Origin of the sequence: Arthrobacter globiformis, assembly GCF_030818015.1 — a bacterium.
GTDB lineage: Bacteria > Actinomycetota > Actinomycetes > Actinomycetales > Micrococcaceae > Arthrobacter > Arthrobacter globiformis_C.
The window spans coordinates 3,712,463-3,738,785 of record NZ_JAUSZX010000001.1 but is presented as its reverse complement, the minus strand read 5'-3'; the positions used below and the strand labels follow the sequence as shown (position 1 = coordinate 3,738,785).

Annotated in this window: 21 protein-coding genes; 13 read left to right on the top strand and 8 right to left on the bottom strand. The window is 67.0% G+C overall.

Annotated features, from left to right (window positions below; translation table 11 throughout):
- Positions 1-29 precede the first annotated feature (29 nt).
- On the top strand, positions 30-536 hold the full coding sequence (gene rpsI / locus QFZ23_RS17470) for a 30S ribosomal protein S9 (RefSeq protein ID WP_306924830.1): 507 nt from the start codon (positions 30-32) through the stop codon (positions 534-536).
- Between the two features lie 195 nt (positions 537-731).
- On the top strand, positions 732-2,093 hold the full coding sequence (gene glmM / locus QFZ23_RS17465) for a phosphoglucosamine mutase (protein WP_306924828.1): 1,362 nt from the start codon (positions 732-734) through the stop codon (positions 2,091-2,093).
- A gap of 113 nt (positions 2,094-2,206) precedes the next feature.
- Here glmM and mscL read toward each other — a convergent pair whose 3' ends face one another.
- The 3 genes from mscL to coaA form a co-directional block, all read right to left on the bottom strand.
- Positions 2,207-2,614, bottom strand: a complete 408-nt coding sequence (mscL, locus tag QFZ23_RS17460; RefSeq protein ID WP_306924826.1) for a large conductance mechanosensitive channel protein MscL — start codon at positions 2,612-2,614, stop codon at positions 2,207-2,209.
- Positions 2,615-2,687: 73 nt separating this feature from the next.
- Complete coding sequence (locus QFZ23_RS23805; RefSeq protein ID WP_373427896.1) at positions 2,688-3,686, bottom strand: M15 family metallopeptidase; 999 nt, start codon at positions 3,684-3,686, stop codon at positions 2,688-2,690.
- Between the two features lie 5 nt (positions 3,687-3,691).
- Positions 3,692-4,657, bottom strand: coding sequence for a type I pantothenate kinase (gene coaA, locus QFZ23_RS17445; protein ID WP_306924820.1), 966 nt, complete (start codon positions 4,655-4,657; stop codon positions 3,692-3,694).
- Between the two features lie 146 nt (positions 4,658-4,803).
- Between coaA and QFZ23_RS17440 the strand changes: the two genes are divergently transcribed.
- The 9 genes from QFZ23_RS17440 to QFZ23_RS17400 all read left to right on the top strand — a co-directional run bounded on the left by QFZ23_RS17440 (position 4,804) and on the right by QFZ23_RS17400 (position 18,440).
- The gene (locus QFZ23_RS17440) at positions 4,804-5,427 is read left to right on the top strand and encodes a signal peptidase I (protein ID WP_306924817.1); all 624 of its coding nucleotides are present in this window, start codon (positions 4,804-4,806) and stop codon (positions 5,425-5,427) included.
- A gap of 78 nt (positions 5,428-5,505) precedes the next feature.
- A complete protein-coding gene (gene glmS, locus QFZ23_RS17435) occupies positions 5,506-7,398 on the top strand; it encodes a glutamine--fructose-6-phosphate transaminase (isomerizing) (RefSeq protein WP_306924815.1) in 1,893 nt (630 codons plus the stop codon).
- A gap of 5 nt (positions 7,399-7,403) precedes the next feature.
- Entirely contained in the window at positions 7,404-7,751 is a 348-nt protein-coding gene (locus QFZ23_RS17430) for a holo-ACP synthase (RefSeq protein ID WP_018776647.1), read from the top strand.
- A gap of 19 nt (positions 7,752-7,770) precedes the next feature.
- Positions 7,771-9,300: an NAD(P)H-hydrate epimerase gene (locus QFZ23_RS17425; protein ID WP_306924813.1), complete on the top strand. Its 1,530-nt coding sequence runs from the start codon at positions 7,771-7,773 to the stop codon at positions 9,298-9,300.
- Positions 9,301-9,409: 109 nt separating this feature from the next.
- Entirely contained in the window at positions 9,410-11,917 is a 2,508-nt protein-coding gene (glgX, locus tag QFZ23_RS17420) for a glycogen debranching protein GlgX (RefSeq protein ID WP_306924811.1), read from the top strand.
- Entirely contained in the window at positions 11,914-14,241 is a 2,328-nt protein-coding gene (gene treY, locus QFZ23_RS17415; protein ID WP_306924810.1) for a malto-oligosyltrehalose synthase, read from the top strand. Before glgX ends, treY begins: the two co-directional genes overlap by 4 nt.
- Entirely contained in the window at positions 14,238-16,046 is a 1,809-nt protein-coding gene (gene treZ, locus QFZ23_RS17410; protein ID WP_306924808.1) for a malto-oligosyltrehalose trehalohydrolase, read from the top strand. Before treY ends, treZ begins: the two co-directional genes overlap by 4 nt.
- Positions 16,047-16,135: 89 nt before the next feature.
- A complete protein-coding gene (mgrA, locus tag QFZ23_RS17405; RefSeq protein ID WP_306926922.1) occupies positions 16,136-17,176 on the top strand; it encodes an L-glyceraldehyde 3-phosphate reductase in 1,041 nt (346 codons plus the stop codon).
- A gap of 178 nt (positions 17,177-17,354) precedes the next feature.
- Positions 17,355-18,440, top strand: coding sequence for an inositol-3-phosphate synthase (locus QFZ23_RS17400; RefSeq protein WP_306924807.1), 1,086 nt, complete (start codon positions 17,355-17,357; stop codon positions 18,438-18,440).
- A gap of 106 nt (positions 18,441-18,546) precedes the next feature.
- Here QFZ23_RS17400 and QFZ23_RS17395 read toward each other — a convergent pair whose 3' ends face one another.
- The gene (locus QFZ23_RS17395) at positions 18,547-19,170 is read right to left on the bottom strand and encodes a MerR family transcriptional regulator (RefSeq protein WP_306924805.1); all 624 of its coding nucleotides are present in this window, start codon (positions 19,168-19,170) and stop codon (positions 18,547-18,549) included.
- 99 nt (positions 19,171-19,269) lie between these two features.
- Between QFZ23_RS17395 and QFZ23_RS17390 the strand changes: the two genes are divergently transcribed.
- Together QFZ23_RS17390 and QFZ23_RS17385 are read left to right on the top strand one after the other, a co-directional pair.
- A complete protein-coding gene (locus QFZ23_RS17390) occupies positions 19,270-19,806 on the top strand; it encodes a DUF2306 domain-containing protein (protein ID WP_306924803.1) in 537 nt (178 codons plus the stop codon).
- 139 nt (positions 19,807-19,945) lie between these two features.
- Positions 19,946-20,905, top strand: coding sequence for an endonuclease domain-containing protein (locus QFZ23_RS17385; protein ID WP_306924801.1), 960 nt, complete (start codon positions 19,946-19,948; stop codon positions 20,903-20,905).
- A gap of 168 nt (positions 20,906-21,073) precedes the next feature.
- Here QFZ23_RS17385 and QFZ23_RS17380 read toward each other — a convergent pair whose 3' ends face one another.
- The 4 genes from QFZ23_RS17380 to QFZ23_RS17365 all read right to left on the bottom strand — a co-directional run bounded on the left by QFZ23_RS17380 (position 21,074) and on the right by QFZ23_RS17365 (position 26,258).
- Positions 21,074-22,786: a formate--tetrahydrofolate ligase gene (locus QFZ23_RS17380; RefSeq protein WP_306924800.1), complete on the bottom strand. Its 1,713-nt coding sequence runs from the start codon at positions 22,784-22,786 to the stop codon at positions 21,074-21,076.
- A 21-nt stretch (positions 22,787-22,807) separates the two neighbouring features.
- A complete protein-coding gene (gene mshA / locus QFZ23_RS17375) occupies positions 22,808-24,085 on the bottom strand; it encodes a D-inositol-3-phosphate glycosyltransferase (RefSeq protein WP_306924798.1) in 1,278 nt (425 codons plus the stop codon).
- 185 nt (positions 24,086-24,270) lie between these two features.
- A complete protein-coding gene (locus QFZ23_RS17370; protein ID WP_306924796.1) occupies positions 24,271-24,489 on the bottom strand; it encodes a hypothetical protein in 219 nt (72 codons plus the stop codon).
- Between the two features lie 320 nt (positions 24,490-24,809).
- Positions 24,810-26,258 (bottom strand): family 4 glycosyl hydrolase, encoded by a 1,449-nt coding sequence (locus QFZ23_RS17365; RefSeq protein ID WP_306924794.1) that lies wholly within the window; start codon positions 26,256-26,258, stop codon positions 24,810-24,812.
- Between the last annotated feature and the right edge of the window lie 65 nt (positions 26,259-26,323).

The window sequence follows — 26,323 nt, the reverse complement described above, 5'->3', positions numbered from 1 at the left end:
CACCAACACTTTTATCTACAAGGAGAACCGTGGCTCAGAACGATGAACTGACCACCGAAGCCGTTGAGGCTGAGGAAAACCTGACCAGCTACACCTCGGAAAGCAGCGCCGCTGAGGCTGCCCCGAAGAAGGAGCGCCCGGCACTGACCGTTGCCGGCGCAGCTGTTGGCCGCCGCAAGGAAGCCGTTGCACGCGTTCGCGTTGTGCCGGGCTCCGGCAAGTGGATCATCAACGGCCGCGAGCTGTCGAACTACTTCCCGAACAAGCTGCACCAGCAGGACGTCAACGAGCCCTTCAAGATCCTCGATCTCGAAGGCGCCTACGACGTCATCGCCCGCATCCACGGCGGTGGCCCCTCCGGCCAGGCCGGTGCACTGCGCCTCGGTATCGCCCGTTCGCTGAACGAGATCGACGTCGAGAACAACCGCGCCACCCTGAAGAAGGCCGGCTACCTCACCCGTGACGCCCGCGTCATCGAGCGTAAGAAGGCCGGTCTCAAGAAGGCACGCAAGGCTCAGCAGTACTCCAAGCGCTAATCGCGCTTACGGCACCGCAAGGTGCTGGCCAGAATCCCGTTCCGCCATTTGGCGGGGCGGGCTTCTGCCGTTAAGCCCGGTTACAGCACGGGCAGTGCCGGTGAGCAGGGGAAACGTCCGCAACGCCCGTCACGGACGCCGCTCAGGTTGGGTTCAAGACAGGTACGGGCACCTGAATCGTCTAAACTTGACCCGATGTCTACATTATTTGGAACAGACGGTGTCCGTGGCCTGGCGAACGGCCTGCTGACTGCCGAGCTCGCATTGCAGCTGGCCCAGGCCGCCGCCGTCGTGCTTGGCCATGAACGCACCAGCGAAGGTTCGCGGCCGCGCGCCGTGGTGGCGAGGGACCCTCGCGCAAGCGGCGAGTTCATCGCGGCAGCCGTGGAGGCCGGGCTTTCCAGCTCCGGAATCGACGTCTATGACGCCGGCGTCCTGCCCACTCCCGCCGCCGCCTACCTCGTGGCAGACCTGAACGCTGACTTTGGCGTCATGATCTCCGCCTCGCACAACCCGGCTCCCGACAACGGGATCAAGTTCTTTGCCCGCGGTGGCCAGAAGCTCCCCGACGAGGTGGAGGACGCCATCGAGGCCCAGATGGGCAAGGAGCCCGTCCGCCCGGTGGGCGGCGAGGTGGGCCGCATCCAGCGTTTCTCCGACGCCGAGGACCGCTACATCGTCCACCTCCTGGGAACCCTCCCGCACAACCTCCACGGCCTCAAAGTGGTCCTCGACTGCGCGCACGGCGCCGCCAGCGGCTGTTCCCCCCAGGTCTTCAAGGACGCCGGCGCTGACGTCGTCGTCATTGGCGCCGAGCCGGACGGCCTGAACATCAACGAAGGCGTGGGCTCCACCCACCTCGGCCCGCTCAAGGCGGCCGTGGTGGAGCACAGCGCCGACCTCGGCATTGCCCACGATGGCGACGCCGACCGCTGCCTGGCCGTGGACCACGAAGGCAACGAGGTGGACGGCGACCAGATCATGGCCATCCTCGCGGTGGCCCTCAAGAAAGCCGGCAAGCTCACGGACAACGTCCTCGTGGCCACCGTGATGAGCAACCTCGGCCTCAAGATCGCCCTCCGCGACGCGGGCATTGCTATCCGCGAGACGGGTGTGGGGGACCGCTACGTTTTGGAGCAAATGCGCGACGGCGGCTTCAACCTGGGCGGCGAACAGTCCGGCCACGTGATCCTCGCCGACTACGCCACCACGGGCGACGGCGTGCTGACAGGCCTGCAGCTGGCAGCACAGGTTGCGCTGACGGGCCGCCCCCTCAAGGAACTTGCCACGATCATGACCAAGCTGCCGCAGGTCCTCATCAACGTGAAGGACGTGGACCGGAGCCGGGTCGGCGGAGACGGGACCCTGGCCGCAGCCGTGAAGGCAGCCGAAGCCGAGCTGGGTGACACCGGCCGGGTGCTCCTGCGCCCCTCCGGCACCGAGCCCGTTGTGCGCGTCATGGTCGAAGCCGCGGATCAGCAGACCGCCCAGGCCATTGCCGAACGCCTCGCCCAGGTTGTGAAGACCCAGCTGGCACTGCAACTCGTCGGCGACTGAGTTTCGCACTGACTGCAAAGCAGCCCGCCTCCCTGACGGAGGCGGGCTGCTTTTTTCGCTGGCCTTGGTTGCCGGCGGCGCTTGCTGGCCGGCGCTGGCCCTTGGCGTCAGCGCTATCTGGCGCCCTGGTTTTGGTTCTGGTTCTGCAGGGCGTCGCGGATTTCCTTGAGTAGGGCGATCTGCGGATCCTCGGCAGCTTCCTTCTTCGTGTCCTGCCCGATCCCCAGCTTGCGGTTGCGGTGCTCGATCAGCCGGTTCATCGGGGCGACGATGACGAAGTAGAGCGCAGAGGCAACCAGGAGGAAATTGACCACCGCGGTGAGCAGCACGCCGAACCGCACGTCGCCGAACGCCAGGAAATCATCAAAGTTCGGCTCTCCGACCAGCAACGAGATCAGCGGCATCAGGACGCTCTTGACCAGCGCATCCACCACGGCGCTGAACGCCGATCCGATGACCACCGCCACGGCCAGGTCAATGACGTTTCCCTTGAGAATGAACTTCTTGAATCCACTAAGCATGCCAACCAAACTACCGCACCCCGTTTACGGGACGTTGACCGGCCAACGGCGCGCAGGCAACGGCGCACCAGCGTCAGCGGTAGCCGGGAGCGGCCGCCAGGCCGAAATACTGCTCAAGGGTGGCGATGCCGCGCTTCCGCATGTCAGTGGCCGCCTCCACACCGATGTACCGCAGGTGCCACGACTCGTAAAAGTATCCGGTGATGGTGTGCTGCATCCACGGATACCGAACCACAAAGCCGAAGCGGTGCGCGTTTGCCTTGGCCCAGGCGGCGGCCGGCTGCTCGGCGAAGCAGGGCTGGAAGCTGCAAGCTCCGCCGCCGTCGCCGATGTCGAACGACCAACCTGTCTGGTGTTCGGAATAGCCCGGCCGAGCCGAGGCGGTGTCCGCTGCGGCCCGCCCCTGTGAGCTCACCCAGCCGTTGTACGTGACAGTCTGCGTCGCGTAGGAACGGTAGCCGCTCGCCAGCGTCATGGTAACGCCGTCCGCCGCTGCTGCGGCGAACATCCGTTCTGCGGCAGCCGCCGTCGTGCTGTTCAGCTGCGCCGCCTCGCCGGTGACGGCGAGGGCCACGCGCGGCTGGACCAGATCGGCCGGGACGTAGTTGGCCGGCTTGAGCGGGCGGTGCTTATTGACGATCACCCAGGGGCTGGCGGGCGCGGTCAGCGAGTACTGCTTGGGCAGGCGTGAAGCGGCCGACGGCGGGGCTGCCGCTGCCGTCGTCGTCGCCGTCGCCGTCGCCGACGGTGACTTTGCGGACGGGCTGGCCGACGGTGCAGCGGAGGACGCCGGGGATGCAGTGGCGGGCACCTTGGCAGAGCTGCCGGCGGACGCGGATCCGGTTGCGGACCCGGACTGAACCGGCGAGGCCTTGCCGGAAGCAGTTTGCGATGCCGTTCCCGAAGCCGTCGAACCGGTTGCGGGGGAACCTGGTTCTGCTGGGCCGGGCGTGCAGGCGGCGAGGGCCGACAAACCGGCGCCGGTCATCAGCAGCCGTGCCACCGCGCGGCGGGTGGGGGGTGGCCCGGGCAGGGCGTCAGCGGAAGGCTCTGGAGAGCAGTTGCAACACATGCGTGCTAGACCTTTCTCAGGAGCATCCTGCGGACCGAATGGTCCGCTTCCTTGGTGAGCACAAGCTGCGCCCGTCCCCGCGTGGGAAGCACGTTCTCCTCCAGGTTTGGTTCATTGATGCGCTTCCAGATGTCGCGGGCCGTCTCTTCGGCTTCGGCATCGGACAGCGTGGCATAGCGGTGGAAGTAGGACTCGGGCTGAGCGAAGGCGGTGGAACGGAGTTTGCGGAACCGGTCCACGTACCATTCCTCGATGTACGACGTCTTGGCGTCCACATAGATGGAGAAGTCGAAGAAGTCACTCAGCGCCAGCCCCTGGCGGCCGTCGTGCCGCGGCCGCGCGGGGGCCAGCACATTCAGGCCCTCGACAATGAGCACGTCCGGACGCCGGACCACCACTTCCTTGCCGGGGACAATGTCATAGGTGACGTGCGAGTACCAGGGCGCCCGCACCTCCTCCGCGCCGCCCTTGATTTCGCTCACGAAGCGCAGCAGCGCGCGGCGGTCGTAGGACTCAGGGAAGCCCTTGCGGTCGAGCAGCTGCCGGCGCTTGAGTTCCGCCAGCGGATACAGGAACCCGTCGGTGGTGATGAGCTCGACGTTCGGCGTGCCTGGCCAGCGCCGCAGCATCTCGCGGAGAACACGCGAGATGGTGGACTTGCCCACGGCAACCGAACCGGCGACGCCGATCACGAACGGGGTGCGCTGTGTCTGCTCGCCAAGGAATGTTGTGGTGGCGGCATGCAGCTGGCCGGCGGCTTCCACGTACAGATGCAACAGCCGGGACAGGGGGAGGTAAACCTCGCGCACCTCGCTGATGTCCAAGGGGTCACCAAGCCCGCGAAGGCGCAGCACGTCCTCTTCATTAAGGGGCTGCTCCATCTGGGCCGAAAGCCGGGACCAGGTCTGCCGGTCCAGCTCCACGAACGGGGAAACACCCTCTCCGTTCGCTTCGTTGCGTTGCAAAGTCACCCTAGAGATTCTGCCCCTCCCGGCGCCGAGAGCGAAATGCAGCCATTCTTGAGTGAATCTTGACCCTATGCGTTACCGATTCCTGAGCCTGCCGCGGGACTGTTCAGTGAAAAGGGAGAACCGACGCAAATTTGAAGGGTCTCAACATGGGAAAGGCAGTCACACCGCAGGTGCCGCAGCGGACGGGCCGCGACTTTGGCGGCAGGCGCGGCGGGGGAGCAGCCACCCGGATCTTAGAAATACGCCGCCGCAAACGCTTCGCCGCAGCCGGGCGCCTGGCCAACTTCGCAGTTCTCTTTGTCCTGCTCTTCGCAGCTTTGGCCCTCGTCGTCATTCCCCAGGCCACGGGGTCGCGGACCTACACAGTGCCCACAAACTCCATGGCGCCGACATATTCCGCCGGCGCGTTCCTCGTTGTTAAACCTGCGGCCATGAGCCAGCTGAAGTACGGCGACATCGTCACCTACCAACCCAGCCCGGACAGCCCGGAGGTCCTGACTCACCGGATCGTGGGCTTCAATGCCATGCACGATGGTGAGAGGACCCTGGTCACGAAGGGCGACAACGCCACCGTCAACGACGGAGTGCCAGTCCATGCCCGCCAGATTAAGGGGAAGCCCCTTTATGCGATCCCGCTGGTTGGCTATCTCACTGGCGCACTCGGCGGCGCGGACCGCGACCTCTGGATGCTGCTGGCCGTTACCGGCCTCGTCGGCCAGTGCGTGCTGCTCATCGTCCTGGGCGTGCGGAGGCGGCGACGGGCGGGGTGACCATGCGGGCCCGGTTGCCGGGCCCCAAGAAGCGTCATCCGACGTCGGTTCTCCGCAAAGCCAGTTAGGCTTATACCCATGTGTGGAATCGTGGGTTATGTTGGCCGTACGTCGGGCCGGGCTGATGCCGGGCATGGCGCGTTGGATGTTGTTCTTGAGGGGCTGCGCCGCCTGGAGTACCGGGGCTATGACTCGGCCGGTGTTGCCGTGGTGGCTGACGGGGAGATTTCCTCGCGGAAGAAGTCCGGGAAGCTGAGCAACCTGCTCGCCGAGCTGGAGGAGCGGCCGTTGCCGGAATCGCTGACCGGTATCGGGCACACGCGGTGGGCCACACATGGTGGCCCGACGGATCAGAACGCGCACCCGCACCTGTCTGATGGCGGGAAGCTTGCGGTGATCCACAACGGCATCATTGAAAACTTTGCTGAGCTGAAGCAGGAGCTGCTGGCCAAGGGTGTTGTCTTCGCGTCGGAGACGGACACCGAGGTGGCCGCGGCGCTGCTGGGCGACATTTTCCGGAACAAGCTGGGCGGGGACGTCTCCGACGGCGGCCTGACCCGGGCCATGGAGCTGGCCTGCCAGCGGCTGGAGGGTGCGTTCACGCTCCTCGCGGTGCATGCGGACCAGCCCGACGTCGTGGTGGCCGCGCGCCGGAACTCGCCGCTGGTGGTCGGCCTCGGCGAGGGCGAGAACTTCCTAGGCTCGGACGTGTCCGGGTTCATCGACTACACCCGCCGTGCGGTGGAGCTGGGCCAGGACCAGATCGTGACCATCACCGCCGACACCGTGGAAATCACGGACTTCTTCGGCGCCCCGGCACAGGGCAAGGAATACCACGTTGACTGGGACCCGGCTTCCGCGGAAAAGGGTGGCTTCACCTCCTTCATGGAGAAGGAAATCCACGACCAGCCCGACGCCGTCGCGCAGACCCTCCTGGGGCGCTCGGACCTGAACGGCAAGCTCACCCTGGACGAGCTGCGCATCGATCCGCAGCTGCTGAAGAAGGTCGACAAGATCATCGTGCTGGCCTGCGGCACGGCAGCCTATGCGGGCATGGTGGCCAAGTACGCGATTGAGAACTGGTGCCGGATCCCCACCGAGGTCGAGCTGGCCCACGAGTTCCGTTACCGGGACCCGATCGTCACCGAGAACACCCTGGTGGTGTCCATCAGCCAGTCCGGCGAGACGATGGATACGCTGATGGCCGTGCGGTACGCCCGGGAGCAGGGCGCTAAGACGGTGTCGATCTGCAACACCAACGGCTCGACCATTCCGCGGGAGTCCGACGCCGTGCTGTACACGCACGCCGGTCCGGAGATCGCGGTGGCCTCCACCAAGGCGTTCCTGGCCCAGATCACCGCGGCGTACCTGCTGGGCCTGTACCTGGCGCAGCTGCGCGGGAACATCTTCTCCGGGCAGGTCAAGGATGTGCTGGCTGACCTGGGCAAGATCCCGGCGAAGATCCAGAAGATCCTGGACAACGCAGGGCCCCTGCGTGAGCTGGCCAGGAGCATGAAGGACGAGAAGTCCGTGCTGTTCCTGGGCCGTCACGTGGGCTTCCCGGTGGCCCTCGAGGGCGCTTTGAAGCTGAAGGAAATCGCGTACCTCCACGCCGAGGGCTTCGCGGCCGGTGAGCTCAAGCACGGCCCGATCGCGCTGATCGACGAGGGCCAGCCGGTGTTCGTGGTGGTCCCGTCCCCGCGCGGACGCGACTCGCTGCACTCCAAGGTGGTGTCCAACATCCAGGAGATCCGGGCCCGCGGTGCCCGCACTCTGGTGATCGCCGAAGAAGGCGACGAAGCGGTCCGAGACTACGCCGAGCACGTCTTCTACGTCCCGGAAACCCCGACGCTGCTCATGCCGTTGCTGACCACCGTTCCACTGCAGATCTTCGCGTGCGAACTCGCCGCCGCCAAGGGCTACGACGTGGACCAGCCGCGCAACCTGGCCAAGAGCGTCACAGTAGAGTAAGCCCCATGATTGTTGGCATCGGCGTGGACGTAGTGGACATCGAGCGCTTCGGGCGGCAGCTGGAGCGCACTCCGGGGCTGCGGGACCGGCTGTTTGTGCCGGCCGAACGGGAACTGAACACCCGCTCCCTGGCGGCGCGGTTTGCCGCCAAGGAAGCCGTGGCCAAGGTCCTGGGCGCGCCGGCCGGCATGAACTGGCAGGACTGCTGGATCGGGTTGGACCAGAACGGCCCCACGATCCAGGTCAAGGGAACGGTGCTCGCTGTTGCCGAAGCCAAAGGCGTCAAGCGGTGGCACCTGTCCATGAGCCACGACGGTGGCATCGCCACGGCCACGGTCCTGGCCGAGGGCTGACCCCGGACGGACTGACCAAATGATCAGCGCCTATACCGGAACCCAGATCAGGGAGGCTGAAAAGCCCCTGCTGGATTCAGGTATGGGCGCTGTTCTCATGCAGCGGGCGGCCCGCGGCATGGCCGGCGCCGCCATCACGGAGCTGCGCAGCCGCGGACGCCGCCTGTACGGCTCCAGCGTTGCCGTCCTGGCCGGCAAGGGCAACAACGGCGGCGACGGCCTCTTCGCTGCCGCGCACCTCGCCGGACGGGGAATGCGGACGACAGCGTTCCTCGCCTCTGACACGGCTCACCCGGACGGTCTGGCCGCCTTTCGGCGCGCCGGTGGCCGGGTGCTGACGCTAACTGACGCTAACGCCGGCGAGCTGGCAGCGCTGGCCGGCAGGGCCGACGTCGTTATTGACGCGCTGCTCGGAACCGGCGCCCAGGGCGGACTCCGGGGAGCCTCGGCGGAACTCGTGTCGCGGCTGGCGGGAGGGTCCCACGGCCTCGTGGTGGCGTGCGACGTGCCCAGCGGCGTTGATGCGGACACCGGGGAGGCCGCCGGCCCGGTGCTGCCCGCCGACATCACCGTCACGTTCGGCGGGGCCAAGGCAGGTCTGCTGGCGGACCCGGGAGCGGATTTCGCCGGCCGGGTGGTAGTGGTCCCGATCGGCATTGAGGACTCACTCCCTTGGCCCGCCATGCGACGCCTGGAGGCCTCCGACCTGGCCGCCTTGCTCCCGCGCCCCGCGCGGCGATCCCATAAGTATTCGCGGGGCGTCCTCGGAGTGGTGGCCGGATCCCCGGCCTACCCCGGCGCCGCCGTGCTCGCCTGCCGCGGGGCGCTCTCCGCGGGCGTGGGGATGGTTCGCTACGTCGGGCCGCCGGAGGTTGCCGACCTCATCCGCCACAGCTGCCCCGAGGTTGTCTGCAGCACCGGCACCGCGGCAGAGACCCACGTCCAGGCCTGGCTGGTCGGTTCCGGGATGGACGGCACGGACGAGGACGAGATGCAGCGCGTCCGGGACGCGGTCGACTCCGGCCTGCCCACCGTTGCCGACGCCGGCGCCCTGCCCGTGCTGCCCGACGTGCTGGCCCCGCAGGTGGTGCTGACTCCGCACGCCGGCGAGCTGGCCAGCCTGCTGCAGCGACTCGGCGCGGACCTGGACCGCGAGGCCGTCGACGCCTCCACCCTCGCTGCCGTGCGCCGCGCCGCCGGCCTGACGGAGGCCACAGTGCTGCTGAAGGGCGCCAGCACGCTGGTGGCGTCGCCGTACCAGGATTTCTACAGCCAGTCCGAGGGAACGCCCTGGCTGGCCACCGCCGGAAGCGGCGATGTGCTGGCCGGAATCATTGGTGCGCTGCTCGCCCAGGTGGGGTCCGACGTCGGACGCTTCCGGGGGATGGGCATCGATCCGGACGAACGCTGGGCGGCCATTGCCGCCATGGGGGCGAGCCTGCACGGCCTCGCGGGAGCGGCGGCTGCAGCCGGCGGACCGCTGACGGCGGGGCGGATTTGCGACGCCCTGCCCGAAATATGGGGTAAAGTCAGCACGCTTAGTAATTAGCTGTCGGTCGCGTAATAGTCACACCCACCCGCTACGGTAAGACCAAGTTACCTGCAGGTAGTGCGTGAAGCCTGCCGGACGCAGTGTTGGACGATGTATAGGAGCACGAATGGAAATCTGGCCCGGATCGGCTTACCCGCTGGGAGCCACATTTGACGGCACGGGAACCAACTTCGCATTGTTCAGCGAGCACGCAGACAAGGTGGAACTCTGCCTCTTCGACGACGAGGGGACCGAAACCCGCGTAACGCTCCGCGAAGTGGACGGTTATGTGTGGCACTGCTACCTGCCCCAGATTCAGCCCGGGCAGAAGTACGGCTACCGCGTGCACGGACCCTACGACCCCGCCAAGGGCCAGCGCTTCAACGCCAACAAGCTGCTCCTTGACCCCTACGCCAAGGCAGTCTCCGGCCAGATCGACTGGGATCCCGCCCTTTTCTCGTACAACATGGGCGACCCCTCTTCCAAGAACGACGCCGACTCTGCGCCGCACATGATGATGGGCGTGGTCATCAACCCGTTCTTCGACTGGGACAACGACCAGAACCTGCGCATCCCGTACCACAAGTCGGTCATCTACGAGGCGCACGTCAGGGGACTCACCGAGCTGCACCCGGAGATTCCCGAGGAGCAGCGCGGCACGTACGCCGGCGTGGCACACCCGGCCGTGATCTCGCACCTGCAGAAGCTGGGCGTCACCGCGATCGAGCTCATGCCCGTGCACCAGTTCGTCAACGACGGCATCTTGCAGGAGAAGGGCCTGAGCAACTACTGGGGCTACAACACCATCGGCTTCTTCGCGCCGCAGAACACCTACAGCTCCACCGGCGACACCGGCCAGCAGGTCCAGGACTTCAAGGCGATGGTCCGCTCGCTGCACCGGGCAGGCATCGAGGTCATCCTCGACGTCGTCTACAACCACACCGCCGAAGGCAACCACCTCGGCCCCACCCTGAGCTTCAAGGGCATCGACAACGAGGCCTACTACCGCCTGGTGGAGGACGACAAGCAGTACTACATGGACTACACGGGCACCGGCAACACCCTGAACGTCCGCCAGCCCCACTCCCTGCAGCTGCTCATGGATTCGCTGCGCTACTGGGTCACCGAAATGCACGTGGACGGGTTCCGCTTCGACCTCGCCGCCGCGCTGGCCCGCGAATTTTACGACGTCGACCGGCTCTCCACGTTCTTCGAACTCATCCAGCAGGATCCCGTGGTGTCCCAGGTCAAACTCATCGCCGAGCCGTGGGACGTCGGGCCCGGCGGCTACCAGGTGGGCAACTTCCCGCCGCAGTGGACCGAATGGAACGGCAAGTACCGCGACACCGTGCGCGACTTCTGGCGCGGCGAACCTGCCACGCTGGGCGAGTTCGCCTCACGCATCACCGGCTCGGCGGACCTCTACGAGCACTCCGGCCGCCGCCCGGTGGCGTCCATCAACTTCGTCACCGCGCACGACGGCTTCACGCTGCGGGACCTGGTGTCCTACAACGAGAAGCACAACGACGCCAACGGCGAGGACAACAAGGACGGCGAATCGCACAACCGCTCCTGGAACTGCGGGGCAGAGGGCCCCTCGGACGATCCCAAGGTGCTGGGGCTCCGGGCGCGGCAGCAGCGCAACTTCATCGCCACCATGCTGCTCTCGCAGGGCGTGCCCATGATCCTGCACGGCGACGAGCTCGGCCGCACCCAGCAGGGCAACAACAACGGGTACTGCCAGGACTCCGAACTGACCTGGGTCAACTGGGACAGTGTGGACCAGCCGCTCATCGAATTCACCGCAGCCGTCAACTCGCTGCGCGCCAAGCACCCCACCTTCCGGCGCAGCCGCTTCTTCGACGGCAGGCCGGTACGGCGAGGCGAAGGCGAACGGCTGCCGGACATCGTCTGGCTTGATCCCGACGGCAACCTCATGCAGCCGGAGGACTGGGACAGCGGCTTCGGCCGCTCCGTGGGCATGTTCCTCAACGGCGACGGCATCCAGGGCCATGACAGCCGTGGCCGCCGGATCACGGATGTGAACTTCCTGCTGTACTTCAACGCCCACGACGGCGACGTCGAGTTCACGCTGCCGCCGGACGAGTACGCACCGGCCTGGGACGTCATCATCGACACCGCCGGAGAAGGCGCCGACTCCAAGCCCGCGGACGCCGGAACCATCCTGTCCGTCGCCGCCAAGTCCCTGGTGGTGCTGCGAGCCCACAGCGCACCGACGGTGGAGCCCGATCATTCCGTGGCTGCCTCGCTTGCGGCGCTGACGCAGACCGCCACCGCTGAGACCGCGGCGCTCACCGCACCCGCCGTTCCCGAACCGGCCAGTACAAGGAAGCCTGCTGAACCTGCTGCAGAGCCGGCAGATGCATCTGCGGCTGAACCTTCTGCGGACCCGGCCGCGGCGCCGGCTGCTGAACCTGCTGCTGAACCTGCCGCCGACCCGGTTGCAGAGCCTGCCGCTGAGCCGGTTGCGGAGCCTGCTGCTGAACCTGCCGCTGAGCCGGCTGCACCTGCGAAGGCCGCGGAGGAGCAGCCAGCGGAAAAACCGGCGCGGAAGCCTGCGGGCCGGCGGGCCGGCAACTCGAAGTCGGGCAAGCCGGCAGGGGAGGGCGCGTGAAAACTCCCGTCTCCACGTACCGGCTGCAGATCAGGCAGGGGTTCACGCTGTTCGACGCGGCTGAAACCGTGCCGTACCTGCGCACGCTCGGCGTCGACTGGGTCTACCTGTCACCGGTCCTGACTGCCGAACAGGGGTCGGACCACGGGTACGACGTCACCGATCCCTCCGCCGTCGACCCTGAACGGGGCGGCCCGGAGGGTCTGGCGGCCGTCTCCAAGGCGGCCCGAGCCGCCGGCATGGGCGTGCTGATCGACATCGTGCCCAACCACGTCGGCGTGGCCACGCCGGCGCAGAACCCCTGGTGGTGGTCGCTGCTCAAGGAAGGGCGCCAGTCCCGCTACGCGGAAGCGTTCGACGTCGACTGGGACCTCGCCGGGGGACGCATCCGGCTCCCGGTCCTCGGCAGCGACGACGATCTGGACCAGCTCGAAATCAAGGACGGGGAGCTGCGGTACTACGACCACCGCTTCCCGCTGGCCGACGGCAGCTACACCGAGGGCGACTCCCCGCGCGACGTCCACGCCCGGCAGCACTACGAACTCATGGGCTGGCGGCGTGCGGACAACGAGCTGAACTACCGGCGCTTCTTCGCGGTGAACACACTCGCCGGCGTCCGCGTGGAGATCCCCGCCGTCTTCAATGAAGCACATGAGGAAGTGGTGCGCTGGTTCCGCGAGGGGCTCGCGGACGGGCTGCGGATCGACCACCCGGACGGCCTGGCCGACCCCGAGGGGTACCTGAAGCGGCTGCGGGAAGCCGCGGGCGGCGCCTACCTGCTGATCGAAAAGATCCTCGAGCCGGGGGAGCAGCTGCCCGCCAGCTTCGAGTGCGAGGGCACCACGGGCTACGACGCCCTCGCGGACGTCGACCGGGTTTTCGTGGATCCGCGCGGCCAGGAACCGCTGGACCGGCTGGACGCCTCGCTGCGCGGCGGGGAGCCTGCCGACTACGAGGACATGATCCGCGGAACCAAGCGCCGGATCACCGACGGCATCCTCCACTCGGAGATCCTGCGGCTGGCCCGGCTGGTTCCGGGCGACGCCGGGCTCCCCGCTGATGCCACGGCCGACGCCATCGCTGAGATCATCGCTGCCTTCCCGGTCTACCGCACGTACCTGCCGGAGGGCGCGGAGGTCCTGAAGGAAGCCTGCGAGCTTGCCGCGCGCAGGCGGCCGGAACTCGACCAGGCCATCCAGGCTTTGCAGCCGCTGCTGCTGGACACGGACCTGGAGCTTGCCCGGCGCTTCCAGCAGACCTCGGGAATGGTCATGGCCAAGGGCGTGGAGGACACCGCGTTCTTCCGTTACAACCGGCTCGGCACCCTCACGGAGGTGGGTGCCGACCCCACCGAGTTCTCCCTGGAGCCGGACGAGTTCCATGCCCGGATGGCCCGCCGGCAGACCGAGCTTCCGCTGTCCATGACGACGCTCAGCACGCACGACACCAAACGCAGCGAGGACACCCGTGCGCGCATCTCTGTCATCTCCGAGGTTGCCGGCGAATGGGAGAGAGCCCTGAACCGGCTGCGCGAACTGGCCCCGCTGCCGGACGGCCCGCTGTCAGCCCTGCTGTGGCAGGCCATCGCCGGCGCCTGGCCCGCCAGCCGGGAACGCCTGCAGTACTACGCTCTGAAGGCCGCGCGCGAAGCCGGGAACTCGACCAACTGGACCGACCCCGATCCGGCGTTCGAGGAGAAGCTGGCCGCCGCCGTCGACGCCGCGTTCGACAACCCCGCGGTGCGGACTGAAGTTGAGGCGCTCGTGGAACTCCTGGAGCCGCATGGTGCGTCCAACTCCTTGGCGGCCAAGCTCGTGCAGCTGACCATGCCTGGCGTCCCGGACGTGTACCAGGGCACGGAGTTCTGGGACCGGTCGCTGACGGACCCGGACAACCGCCGCCCCTTCAGCTTCGACGACCGGCGCGCGGCGCTGGAGCAGCTCGATTCCGGCCACCTGCCCCCGTCATTTACGGACCAGGCCGCCAAGCTGCTGGTGACCTCGCGCGCGCTGCGGCTGCGCCGGGACCGGCCCGAGCTGTTCACCGGCTACCGCCCGGTCAATGCCAGCGGCCCGGCCGCGGGGCACCTGCTGGGTTTCGACCGCGGCACCCCGGCAACGCCGGGTGCGTTGACCCTCGCCACCCGGCTGCCCTACGGACTGGAGCAGTCGGGCGGGTGGCGGGACACCGCCGTCGACCTTGTTACCGCCATGAAGGACGAACTGACCGGTGCCGGCTTCGGACCGGGGGCTGTGAAGATCGCTGATATCTTCCGGACCTTCCCCGTCGCGTTGCTGGTACCCGAGACAGGAGAAAAGCCATGACGCACGCAGGCCAGGCAACCTATCCCCGTGAAGCAGCGAAACCCGTGCAGGGCCCGCAGCGCTTCGACGTCTGGGCACCCCTGGCTAAATCCGTGGCACTGCTGGCGGGCGGGGAGCGCTACGCCATGCAGCGCCGGCCCGGCACCGGACCCGAGAACGAGGGCTGGTGGACAGCACCGGAGGCACCGGCCAACGGCGACGTGGACTATGGGTATCTCCTGGACGGCGACGAAACTCCGCTTCCGGATCCGCGCACCCGGCGCCAGCCCGACGGCGTCCACTCACTGTCCCGCACGTTCGACCCGTCCGCCCACACCTGGCAGGAGGACGGCTGGCAGGGCAGGGAACTGCAGGGGGCGGTCATCTACGAGCTCCACCTGGGAACGTTCACGCCCGAGGGGACGCTCGATGCGGCCGCCGGCAAGCTGGACTACCTGGCCGGCCTGGGCGTGGACTTCATCGAACTGCTGCCCGTGAACGCGTTCAACGGCACGCACAACTGGGGCTACGACGGCGTGCAGTGGTTCGCCGTCCACGAGGCGTACGGCGGCCCGGAAGCGTACCAGCGGTTCGTGGACGCAGCCCACGCGGCAGGACTCGGCGTGATCCAGGACGTGGTCTACAACCACCTCGGCCCCAGCGGGAACTACCTGCCGCGGTTCGGGCCCTACCTCAAGCAGGGCGAGGGCAACACGTGGGGTGACTCCGTGAACCTGGACGGGCCCGGCTCCGACCATGTGCGCCGGTTCATCCTGGACAACCTGGCCATGTGGCTGCGCGACTACCGTGTTGACGGTTTGCGGCTGGACGCCGTCCACGCCCTGAAGGACGAGCGGGCGGTGCACATCCTGGAGGACTTCGGGGCGCTGGCCAGCCAGATCTCCGCAGAGGTGGGACGGCCGCTGACGCTCATTGCCGAATCCGACCTCAACAACCCGCGGCTGCTGTATCCGCGGGAGATCAACGGGTACGGGCTGGAAGGGCAGTGGAGCGACGACTTCCACCACGCCGTCCACGTCAACGTCACCGGCGAAACCACAGGCTACTACGGTGACTTCGACTCGCTCGCGGCCCTGGCCAAGGTGCTCCGGGACGGCTTCTTCCACGACGGCAGCTACTCCAGCTTCCGGGAACGCCATCACGGCAGGCCGATCAATTCCAGCGCCGTCCACCCGGCCGCCCTGGTGGTCTGCTCGCAGAACCATGACCAGATCGGCAACCGCGCCACGGGGGACCGGCTTTCGCAGACACTGCCTTACGGGAGCCTGGCGCTCGCCGCCGTGCTGACCCTGACGGGACCCTTCACGCCCATGCTGTTCATGGGGGAGGAATACGGGGCCACCACGCCGTGGCAGTTCTTCACCTCCCATCCGGAGCCGGAACTGGGCAAGGCCACCGCGGAGGGCCGGATCAAGGAGTTCGAGCGCATGGGGTGGGACCCCGCCGTCGTGCCCGATCCCCAGGATCCCGAGACGTTCCGAAGGTCCAAGCTGGACTGGGCGGAAGCCGCCGAAGGCAATCACGCCCGGCTGCTGGAGCTGTACCGTTCGCTCACCGCCCTGCGCCGCTCCACGCCGGACCTCACCAAGCTGGGTTTTGAGGACACGCAGGTCGAGTTCGACGAGGAGGCCCGCTGGCTGCGGTTCAGGCGCGGCGGCGTGCAGGTGCTGCTCAACTTCTCGGAGCAGCCGGTGAGCCTTGAGGGTGCGGGGACGGCCCTGCTGCTGGCCACCGACGACGCCATCCGGCTGGAAGGTGAGCGTGCGGAGCTTGGGCCGCTGAGCGCCGCCGTCGTCAGCGACTGAGTGGACTGCCCTGGGGCGGCGTCCACCGCCGATGACCGGATGGTGGACGCCAGCCCCGCAGCCTTGGTGCGGCTGGCAGGATGGAACGTATGACTCATGTGGCCTCGGACACCCGCTATGACACCATGCCGTACCGCCGCGTCGGACGCAGCGGCCTCAAACTGCCGGCCATCTCGCTGGGCCTGTGGCACAACTTCGGCGACGACAAGCGCTTCGATGAACAGCGCGCCATCCTGCGCCGTGCCTTCGACCTCGGCGTCAACCATTTCGACCTCGCCAACAACTACGGCCCGCCGGACGGGTCCGCGGAGACCAACTTCGGCCGGCACCTGCAGGACGACTTCAAGCCCTACCGCGACGAGCTGGTCATCTCCACCAAGGCCGGCTATTACATGTGGCCCGGCCCGTACGGCGAATGGGGCTCCCGGAAGTACCTGATTTCCAGCCTGGACCAGTCGCTGCAGCGGATGGGCCTGGACTACGTGGACATCTTCTACAGCCACCGCCCGGACCCGGAGACGCCCATGGAGGAGACCATGGGCGCGCTGGACTACGCCGTCCGCTCGGGCAAGGCCCTGTACGCGGGCATCTCCTCCTACACGCCGGAGCAGACGCTCGAGGCCGCCCGCATCCTGAAGGAACTCGGCACACCGCTGCTCATCCACCAGCCCAGCTATTCCATGCTGAACCGCTGGACCGAGAACGGCGCGCCGAACCTCTACGAGGCGCTGGACCAGGTGGGCGCCGGCTCTATCGCGTTCTCCCCGCTGGCCCAGGGCATGCTGACGGACCGCTACCTCAACGGCGTCCCGGCCGACTCCCGGGCCGCCAAGGCGAGGTTCCTGTCCGAATCGGCCCTGACCGAGGACAAACTGGACAGGGTCCGGGGGCTGAACGCGATCGCCGCCGGCCGCGGACAGTCGCTGGCGCAGATGGCCATCGCCTGGATCCTGCGCGACCAGCCCAAGGGCTCCCCGGTGACCTCGGCGCTCGTCGGGGCGTCCAGCGTCAGGCAGCTCGAGGACACCCTGGCCGCCATCAACAACCTTGAGTTCAGCGGCGAGGAACTGACGGCGATCGACGAGTTCGCCGTCGAATCCGACATCAACCTCTGGGCGCAGCGGGTCTGAACCCCCGCTCCAAAAATGAGACGTAATCAAGCGGCCGGGGACGGCGGGAACAAAGCCGGCCCCGGCGGCGTTTGGTTAGACTGGTAAGTGCGCCGCGTGGCGCGGTGCCCGTCAGACGCCGTCGTACAGCAAGGTACTGACGCGCAGGGCACATGAAGTTTGTTCTCAAAGGAGTTCCGTGTCTTCAAATCCGATTCGTGTAGCTATCGTCGGCGTGGGCAACTGTGCCGCTTCGCTGGTTCAGGGTGTCCATTACTACCGGGATGCCGACCCCCAGGCCACGATTCCGGGTCTGATGCACGTTGAGTTCGGCAACTACCACGTCAACGACGTCCAGTTCGTTGCCGCGTTCGACGTGGACGGCAAGAAGGTCGGCGTCGACCTGGCCGATGCGATCCTGGCCAGCGAAAACAACACCATCAAGATCGCCGACGTCCCGCCCACCGGTGTTACGGTCCAGCGCGGCCACACCCTGGACGGCCTCGGCAAGTACTACCTTGAGACCATCGAGCAGTCCCCTGCAGAGCCGGTCGACGTTGTCCAGGCCCTCAAGGACGCCAAGGTTGACGTCATGGTCTGCTACCTGCCCGTTGGGTCGCAGGAAGCCGCCGAGTTCTACGCCCAGGCCGCGATCGACGCAGGTGTGGCGTTCGTGAACGCGCTGCCGGTGTTCATTGCCGGCACGAAGGAGTGGGCGGACAAATTCACCGCCGCCGGCGTGCCGATCGTGGGCGACGACATCAAGAGCCAGATCGGTGCCACCATCACGCACCGCGTCATGGCGAAGCTGTTCGAAGACCGCGGCGTCACGCTGGACCGCACCTACCAGCTGAACGTCGGCGGCAACATGGACTTCAAGAACATGCTGGAGCGCGACCGCCTCGAGTCGAAGAAGATCTCCAAGACCCAGGCCGTGACGTCCAACGTCGAGGCCGAGCTGGCCGCGAAGGACGTCCACATCGGCCCGTCCGACTACGTGCAGTGGCTGGATGACCGCAAGTGGGCTTTTGTCCGTCTCGAAGGCCGCAACTTCGGCGACGCCCCGGTGTCGCTCGAGTACAAGCTGGAGGTCTGGGACTCACCCAACTCGGCAGGCGTGATCATCGATGCCATCCGCGCAGCCAAGATCGGCCTGGACCGCGGCATCGGTGGCCCGCTGCTCTCCGCTTCCAGCTACTTCATGAAGTCCCCACCGGAGCAGTTCAACGACGACCTCGCCCGCGAAAAGGTTGAGGCCTTCATCCGCGGCGACCTCGACCGCTAACCCCGGACGCTTCCTCACCTCTTGCAGGTTTTGAGGCGATGCTTCCTCACGTCTTGCGGGTTTTAACGCGATGCTTCCTCACCTTCTGGTGGGGGAGCATCGCTGTTTAAGCGTGCTCTTCATAGCGCCGAATCGCATGGCTCGCCTGCGCGAGGGCGAGCAGCTTCAGGACCAGCTGGCCGTGCAGATGCATCCCGACGGCCGCCGTCATGATCAGATCGTTGACGTCTTCCGGCGCGGTTGTGGCCGAAATATTCACTGCGGCAATGGCATCCACCGCCTGACTGTAGGCGTCGAGCAGCTCCGCTGTGACAGGCACGCCGAGGCTTTCCATCAGGACCAGTTGGGCATTGAGGGCGTTCCTGGCGTCGCTCGGGACGTCCGGCCAGTTCCGGAAACGCACGACGGCGTCACCCGCCGGTGTGCGCAGGTCGCCGTGCTCCGTGCTCACCTCGTCGAGGCCCAGCACCGTGCGCTGGATCGCGGCCAAAAGCTCAAGGCGGGGTGCGCCGCCGTCGGCCATTCTGAGCAGGGTGCCGATCTGGGCGATATTCAGTCCGACCACACGCCGCAGGGCCTGGATCAGTTCCAGCCGGCTCACGTGATGTTCTGAATACTCCGCCCGGGTGGCGTGAATAGAACGGCCCGCGGGCAGCAGCCCTTCGCGGAGGTAGAACTTGATGCTGGCGGGGGAGACTCCCGTCCGCTCGCTGAGTTCCTTCAGCTGCATGCCCGCTCCGTTCCTCGGCGGATGGTAGCCCTTTGGATAGCTGCTGCCGGGCTGGCTATCCTGATGTACACGGCTGGATAGTGCTCCTATCCTAGGTGCATGGAGCCTTGGAATGTACTGCTTGCCAGCCACGTCATTGCCGCCCTCTTTGTCATTGCCATCGGACCGGTCCAGATCCTTCGGCGCAGCCGTGACCGCATCCACCGCACCATGGGACACCTGTGGGTCGCGGCCATGTACTACGTCTGTTTCAGCAGCTTCTGGATCGTCAGTGACGGACATTTCAGCTGGCTTCACGGGCTCTCGGCGTTCACGATCGTGACCGTCACGCTCGGGCTCATCAGCGCGGTGCGCCGGAACATCCCCGCGCACCGGGGGAACATGATCGGGAGCTATATCGGCATCGCTGTGGCGTTCGGCTTCGCCGTCTCGGTGCCGGGCCGTGCGATTCCCCGCCTGCTGGCCGAGGATCTGCCGACGGCCCTGTACATTGCCGCTCTGGTGGCGCTCAGCGTGGCCGTCGTCTTCATATCCCTGCGGCGCGGTGAGGGCCGGCGAATCCAGCACGCGGGGCGCCGGGTCGACCAGCCCGCGGCCGCTGCATCTTCAGCAGGGGCCGTGGCAGGCCCGCAGTAAAACCCGCACCGCCAAACCCTCCCTCACCTTTCGCCGTCTGAACCCGAACGCTTCGTCAGGTTTCGTCGCCCGAACCCGAACGCTTCACCACCTGTGGATAACTTCTGCCAGCCGGGTCAGTTTCGAGCAACAATGCCATATGCAACGACGTACCGATCTTCCTGTCAGTCTGGTATCTGCCCCCTTCACGCTGGGATCCGCGAAAGCGTCCGGAGTTCCACCCAACAGACTGCGACGGGCCGACGTCGCGCATGTAAGTCGTGAACTGTACCGCCCGACTGGCTGGAGTTTCGAGCTCGAGGCCGCGGCACGGGCACTGTCTGCGGCAACGCCCGGTGCCTGGATTTCCCATGTCACGGCGGCACGGATTCGAAACCAGATCCTGCCGTCATGGCTGGCAGATTCGACTGAGTTCCATTTGAGCAAACCCCATTCCCTGCCGGAGGTGCGGCGGAGAGGCGTGATCGGGCACTCGGTGTTGGCATCCGAGGACGAGATCGAATTCGTCGACGGGATTCGAATAAGCAGCAGGTCCCGGACCTGGCTCGATATGGCAAGACGGCTGTCGGAGAGCGAACTGGTCTGCATGGGCGATGAACTGATCCGCGTTCCCAGAGCGGAATTCGAAGACCGCACCGAGCCGTTCGACACGCTTGATGGACTGCGTTCCCTGGTCGCCCGCCATCCGAATCTTCAGGGTGTGGTTCGGGCGCGCGCCGCGCTCGAACGGATGCGCGTCGGAGCGGATTCTGCGCCCGAGTCGCTACTCCGCCTCGCGATGGAGGACGCAGGCCTTCCGGAGCCTCAACTGCAGGTGCCACTGCGAGAGGACAAGGCCGTCGGGCCGACTGCCGATCTCGGCTACAGGCGTCGGCGGCTGGCCATACAGTACGACGGCGGGCATCACCTTCTCGAGCCCCAAATCTTCAGCGACAGGCGGCGTGACAAAGCATTCGAGGCTGCTGGGTGGACCGTTGTTGTGTTCGGCAAGGAGGACCTGGCTGACCACTTCGAGCGGGCCATCCGCCTGATCAAGCGTGCGATGCGAACGAGCCAGGTGGACCATCCTCAAGCGTCCGGATTTGCCGATGCCGTCTGAGGAGGGGTTTGGGTGGAAGCGGCGGGAGGTGAGGAAGGGTTGGGGTTGAAGCGGCGGGAGGTGAGGAGGGGTTTGGGTGGAAGCGGCGGGAGGTGAGGAGGGGTCTGGGTGGAAGCGGCGGGAGGTGAGGAGGGGTTTGGGTTGAAGCGATGGGAGGTGAGGAGGGATCTAGGAGAGGCCGACCGGGTTGCCGTCGTCGTCCACGTCCATCCGCATTGCCGCAGGAACGGCCGGAAGGCCGGGCATGGTCATCACCGCTCCGGTCAGGGCCACGATGAAGCCAGCGCCGGTCTTGGGGATGAGGTCGCGCACATGGATGGTGAAGCCCTTGGGCGCCCCCAGCCGCGACGCGTCGTCCGTGAACGAGTACTGGGTTTTCGCCATGCAGACGGGCAGCCCGGACCAACCGTTCTTCTCAATGTCCGCCAGCCGGCGCAGTGCAGGCACCGAAAAGTCCACCCCGTCCGCGCCATAGATTTCCTGGACGATGGTGCGGATCTTGTCCTCCACGGACATGTCCAGCGGGTAGAGGTGCCGGAACGACGACGGCCCGTTCACCACGGCGGCGACCTTGGCAGCCAGCTCATCGCCGCCGTCGCCGCCCCCGCCCCGTCCCCAGATGTCCGCCACGGATGCCTGGATGCCCTCGCCGGCGCACCAGCCGAGCAGCCAGTCGAGCTCCTCCTGGGTATCGCCAGGGAACTTGTTGATCGCCACCACCGGTGTTACGCCGAACCGCTCCACATTCCGGACATGGCGGCGCAGGTTCACCACACCCGCCGCCACAGCCTCCACGTTCGGCTCGTTCAGCCGGTCCTTCGGAACGCCGCCTTGCATTTTGAGTGCGCGAACGGTGGCCACCACCACGACGGCGGACGGCGCCACGTCAGCGATCCGCGCCTTGATGTCCATGAACTTTTCCGCGCCGAGGTCGGCCCCGAATCCCGCCTCCGTCACCACGATGTCGGCCAGCCGCCGGGCGGTCTGCGTGGCGATCAGCGAGTTGCACCCGTGGGCAATGTTCGCGAACGGGCCGCCATGGACCAGTGCCGGGGTACCGGCGATGGTCTGGACGAGGTTCGGCTTGATTGCGTCCTTCAGCAGCAGCGTCAGCGCGCCCTGCACGCCGAGGCCAGCAACGGTAACCGGCGCCCGGTCGTAGGTGTAGCCGAAAGTGATCCTGCCCAGCCTGTCCCGCAGGTCGGCGACGTCGGTGGCAAGGCAGAACACCGCCATGATTTCGGATGCGACCGTGATGTCGAAGCCGTCCTGGCGCGGGACCCCCTGGGTGGGGCCGCCGAGTCCAATGACCACCTCGCGAAGGGAACGGTCGTTCATGTCCAGGACCCGCTTGAACGTCATGCGGCGCGGGTCGATGTTCAGTTCGTTGCCCTGGTAGATGTGGTTGTCCACGAGGGCCATGAGGGCATTGTTGGCCGACGTGACGGCATGGAAGTCGCCGGTGAAATGCAGGTTGATCTCGTCCATCGGCAGAACCTGGGACAGCCCGCCGCCCGTGGCCCCGCCCTTCATGCCGAGGATGGGGCCCAGCGAGGGCTCCCGCAGCGCGACCATCACCTTGTGGCCCGCCCGCGCCAGCGAATCCGCCAGTCCCACCGTGGTGGTTGATTTTCCTTCTCCGGCGGGCGTGGGCGACATCGCCGAAACCAGAACCACTTTTCCGGCCGGCGCAGGGGCTGACAGCTTCGCGGGGTCAATCTTGGCCTTGTAGCGGCCATAGAGCTCCACTGCCCCGGCATCGATGCCCGCGGATGCGGCGATTTCCTCGATCGGCCGCAGCACTGCCCTGCGGGCAATGTCCAGGTCGCTCAGGGGAGTGCTGCTCTGGCCGGTACCGCTCAGGGGAGTGCTGTCAGACATCGTTGTCCTTTCCGGAAGGGTTTAGCCGGTGAGCCGAGACCCGTAAACGGTGGCCATGGGGTGGCTGGAGGCATATTCGTCGACGGCCGCGTGGTAGCTGTCGAGGGTGATGGCGGCGGTGCGTTGCCAGCCGGAGTTTGCTGCGTGGATGGCGGCGGCGGTGCCCATGTTGTGGCGGGTGGTGGGGTCGTCATGGAGGGCTTCGAGGGCATCGGCCCAGTCGGCGGCATGGTGACCGTCCACGAGCAGGCCGGTGCGGCCGTGGCTGACTGCGCGGGTGAGTCCGCCGACCCGGGTGGCGAGGACGGGGGTGCCGCAGGCCTGGGCCTCGAGGGCCACCAGTCCGAAGGATTCGCTGTAGGAGGGCATGACGACGACGTCGGCGGCCCGGAACCAGCCGGCAAGTTCGGGTGCGCTGACGGGCGGGTGGTGGGTGACGACGTCGTCCAGTCCGGCGGCACTGACGAGGGTTTTGAGGTTGAAGTCCTTGGCGCCGCTGAGCGCGCCGAGGATGGTGAGCTTGAGCTCGATGTCGGGGCGGCGCCGGCGCAGCAGGGCGGCGGCCTTGAGCAGGATCTGCGGGCCTTTGAGGCGTTGGATCCGGCCGGCGAAGAGCAGGTGGAAAGTGCCGGGGGCGATGCCGTGGGCGGTCCGGGATTGGGTGCGGAATGCCGGGGTGAAGACCGAAAGGTTCACGCCGGGGGGTGCGACGTCGATGTGGTCGAAGTCGGCGCCGTAGTGGGAGACGAGTTCGGCGGCTTCGGCGGTGGTGTTGGCGATCAGGCGGGTGGCGCCGTCGACGATGTGATGTTCGCCGTCTTCGCGGCGTCGGGGTTCGGGTTGTTCGCCGGAGTGCAGGAGGAGATTCTTGACTTTGGCCATGGTGTGCATGGTGTGCACCAGGGGGACGTTCCACAGTCGGGAAAGTTCGAGGCCGGCGACGCCGGAGACCCAGTAGTGGGAGTGGATGAGGTCGTAGCGGCCGTGGGGCTGTTGGCCCCGGACGCGCTCGATTTCAGCGACCATGCTGTGCAGCAGTTCGGGGAGTTCTTCCTTGGGGAGTTTGCGGGGCGGGCCGGCCAGGACGTTGTGGACGCAGACGCCGGGGTCGGGGTGTTCGACGGCGGGCTGCCCGGCGGCGGTGGAGCGGGTGAAGATCTCCACTTCGACGCCGGTTTCGGCCAGGGCGGAGGCAAGGCCGCGGATGTAGACGTTCATACCGCCGGCGTCCCCGGAACCGGGCTGCTCCATCGGGGAGGTGTGCAGTGACAGGAACGCCACACGCTTGATCACAGACACGGCCCTCCCTCCTCTCCGGACTGCTTGAACTGCTTGAACTGCTGGAACTGCATCGGATAAAACACTACTCCTCAACCGTCCACAGAACGGCGCCGTTCGGCTCATGTACCGGACGCTGAAGTGGGGCGCATCTGCCGGGTTGTTCCCCGGCAGATGCGCCCGCGTCTTCGAACGTCCTGGAACCGTCAGGGCGCCGCGTTGACCACCGTTGTGCTGACGGAGGTCCACGAAATCGCTGTTCCCGCCGGGAAACCAAGTGAGGCTTTGAGCAGGACGTCGCGTTCTCCGATCATGAGACCGGTGGCCGGATCGATAATGATGTCCGTTCTGCTTCCGGGGTCGGGTGCAATTATGCCGATGGCGGTACCGGTCTTGCCGTCAACGGTGGCCTGGCGGTCCACCATGGTGACGCCGGGGATCAGCGCAGCCGCCTTGTAGAGGGAGGAACGGAGGTCGGCGGGGATGATGCCCGTCCGCAGGGTGTCGGCGATGTTTGTGAGAGCTTCGCCAAGGGCGCCGGCGTCTCGCGGGAGGCCAGGGATTTCTGTATCTCGGCCGCCGCTTTCCTGGCGGCGTCGCTGAAGAAGGTTTCTGGCACCCGGTCTTCCCGGGCCCGAAGCCTACCGGCCGGGGAGTGCCACCCCGGTACTGCCGGGGAAAAGCCGGCCAGGGTATTTAGCATGCACAGGTTAAAACCGTTTCGACTGCGCCCCGGCGTGCCCTGTCACCGGTGCCACAACCCGGCCAGCTCCGGAAACGCGCCTTCGTAGCCGGTGAGCAACGCGTTAGCGAGCTCAGCCGAGCCGACCAGCGGGTGCTCGGCGAACGCTTCCAGCGCCGCATCGCGGTCGCCGGCAGAGGCCGCACGGACGGTGAGCAGTTCCACTTTCTTGACCTGCTGCAGAAGGCCGAGCTGCGGTTCGGCGGGGCTGTCCTGCGGGATCGGCACGGCTCCTGCCGGCGTGACCGCGCAGGGAACTTCGACGACGGCGTCCGGCGGCAGCCCGGGAATTGCGGCATCGGAGCCGCCCGCCCTGGCGAAGGAATGTCCAGTGGAGTTCGGTGTATTGAGGATCAGCTCGGTAGCAGCCCCCACCCCGTCCGCGCCGGTACCCCCGGCCAGCGCCCGCATCACGGCCAGGGCCACCTGCTCATAACCGCCGCCGGCAAGATCCTCGGGGTTCCGCGCCTCGCCGGCGGTCCTAGCTTCGGCCAGATAACCCTCCTCGCGCGACAGCCGGGCGGCCTCCCACAAGCCGTGCGCTTCGGCGCCGGCGGTGGCCAGCCGCGGATACAGCTCCGCCTGCTGGCCATGGATCGACTCACCGCGCGTCCTGGCCATGGCCCGCATGCCCGCCGTCGCGCGCGCCGCCTCGTAGTAGTAGAACAGGTACTCGTTCGGCAGCAGCCCCAGATCGCGCAGGAAAGGCTGCGGGAACAGCCTGCCCTCCTCGAAGCTTGCCAGAGCTTCACGGTCGGCCAGCAGGCCGGGAAGGACATCCCGGCCGCCGCTCTCCAGCCGGTACAGCCAGCCGAGATGGTTCAGCCCGTAGTAGCCCACGCCGTCGAGCTTTCCCGCCGGCAGCTGCACCCCGGCCGCGCGCGCGGCGCGGTGCACCAGGGCACTCGCGGAATCACAGATGCCGATCACCTTCCGGCCCAGTATCGGAACCAGCGCCTGGGTGACCATCCCCGCCGGATTGGTGAAGTTGATCAGCCAGGCGTCCGGGCAGTGCGCCTGAATGTTCGCGGCCAGTTCCAGCATCGCCGGGATGGACCGCAACGCATAGGAGATGCCGCCCGCGCCGGTGGTTTCCTGGCCCAGCAGCCCGAGGTCCTGGGCCACCCGTTCGTCGGCAACCCGGCCGGCCGTTCCGCCCGGGCGGATGGCGGCGAACACCATCTCGGTCCCGTCGAGGGCCTGCGCGAGCGACGTCGTGGATGTCACCACGGGTGGACGCCCGGAGGAACGTCCGACGGCGGAACTTCCGTCAGCCGCGCCGCTCACCTCAGAAGACATGGACCGTAGCACGGCCTCGATGGCGGCCAGGCGGCCGCGGTCGATGTCGAACAGCACCACTTCGCTCACCAGGCCGGAATAGGGCCCGGAACACAGGGCACGGTATACGAGGGGAACCCGGAATCCGCCGCCGCCGGCGATCATGAGCCGCATGGAAGGAGTCTATGCGCAACAGCCAATAACGCAGCCTGAACTCCGGCGCCGCAGCCAGCTGGACG

What these genes read in the sequence shown, in the direction of transcription:
- glmM (WP_306924828.1), top strand. Translation starts at nt 732, where the DNA reads ATGTCTACATTATTTGGAACAGACGGTGTCCGTGGCCTGGCGAACGGC.
- mscL (WP_306924826.1), bottom strand. Translation starts at nt 2,614, where the DNA reads ATGCTTAGTGGATTCAAGAAGTTCATTCTCAAGGGAAACGTCATTGAC.
- QFZ23_RS23805 (WP_373427896.1), bottom strand. Translation starts at nt 3,686, where the DNA reads ATGTGTTGCAACTGCTCTCCAGAGCCTTCCGCTGACGCCCTGCCCGGG.
- QFZ23_RS17440 (WP_306924817.1), top strand. Translation starts at nt 4,804, where the DNA reads ATGGGAAAGGCAGTCACACCGCAGGTGCCGCAGCGGACGGGCCGCGAC.
- glmS (WP_306924815.1), top strand. Translation starts at nt 5,506, where the DNA reads ATGTGTGGAATCGTGGGTTATGTTGGCCGTACGTCGGGCCGGGCTGAT.
- QFZ23_RS17430 (WP_018776647.1), top strand. Translation starts at nt 7,404, where the DNA reads ATGATTGTTGGCATCGGCGTGGACGTAGTGGACATCGAGCGCTTCGGG.
- QFZ23_RS17425 (WP_306924813.1), top strand. Translation starts at nt 7,771, where the DNA reads ATGATCAGCGCCTATACCGGAACCCAGATCAGGGAGGCTGAAAAGCCC.
- glgX (WP_306924811.1), top strand. Translation starts at nt 9,410, where the DNA reads ATGGAAATCTGGCCCGGATCGGCTTACCCGCTGGGAGCCACATTTGAC.
- treZ (WP_306924808.1), top strand. Translation starts at nt 14,238, where the DNA reads ATGACGCACGCAGGCCAGGCAACCTATCCCCGTGAAGCAGCGAAACCC.
- mgrA (WP_306926922.1), top strand. Translation starts at nt 16,136, where the DNA reads ATGACTCATGTGGCCTCGGACACCCGCTATGACACCATGCCGTACCGC.
- QFZ23_RS17395 (WP_306924805.1), bottom strand. Translation starts at nt 19,170, where the DNA reads ATGCAGCTGAAGGAACTCAGCGAGCGGACGGGAGTCTCCCCCGCCAGC.
- QFZ23_RS17390 (WP_306924803.1), top strand. Translation starts at nt 19,270, where the DNA reads ATGGAGCCTTGGAATGTACTGCTTGCCAGCCACGTCATTGCCGCCCTC.
- QFZ23_RS17385 (WP_306924801.1), top strand. Translation starts at nt 19,946, where the DNA reads ATGCAACGACGTACCGATCTTCCTGTCAGTCTGGTATCTGCCCCCTTC.
- QFZ23_RS17380 (WP_306924800.1), bottom strand. Translation starts at nt 22,786, where the DNA reads ATGTCTGACAGCACTCCCCTGAGCGGTACCGGCCAGAGCAGCACTCCC.
- QFZ23_RS17370 (WP_306924796.1), bottom strand. Translation starts at nt 24,489, where the DNA reads ATGGTGGACCGCCAGGCCACCGTTGACGGCAAGACCGGTACCGCCATC.
- QFZ23_RS17365 (WP_306924794.1), bottom strand. Translation starts at nt 26,258, where the DNA reads ATGCGGCTCATGATCGCCGGCGGCGGCGGATTCCGGGTTCCCCTCGTA.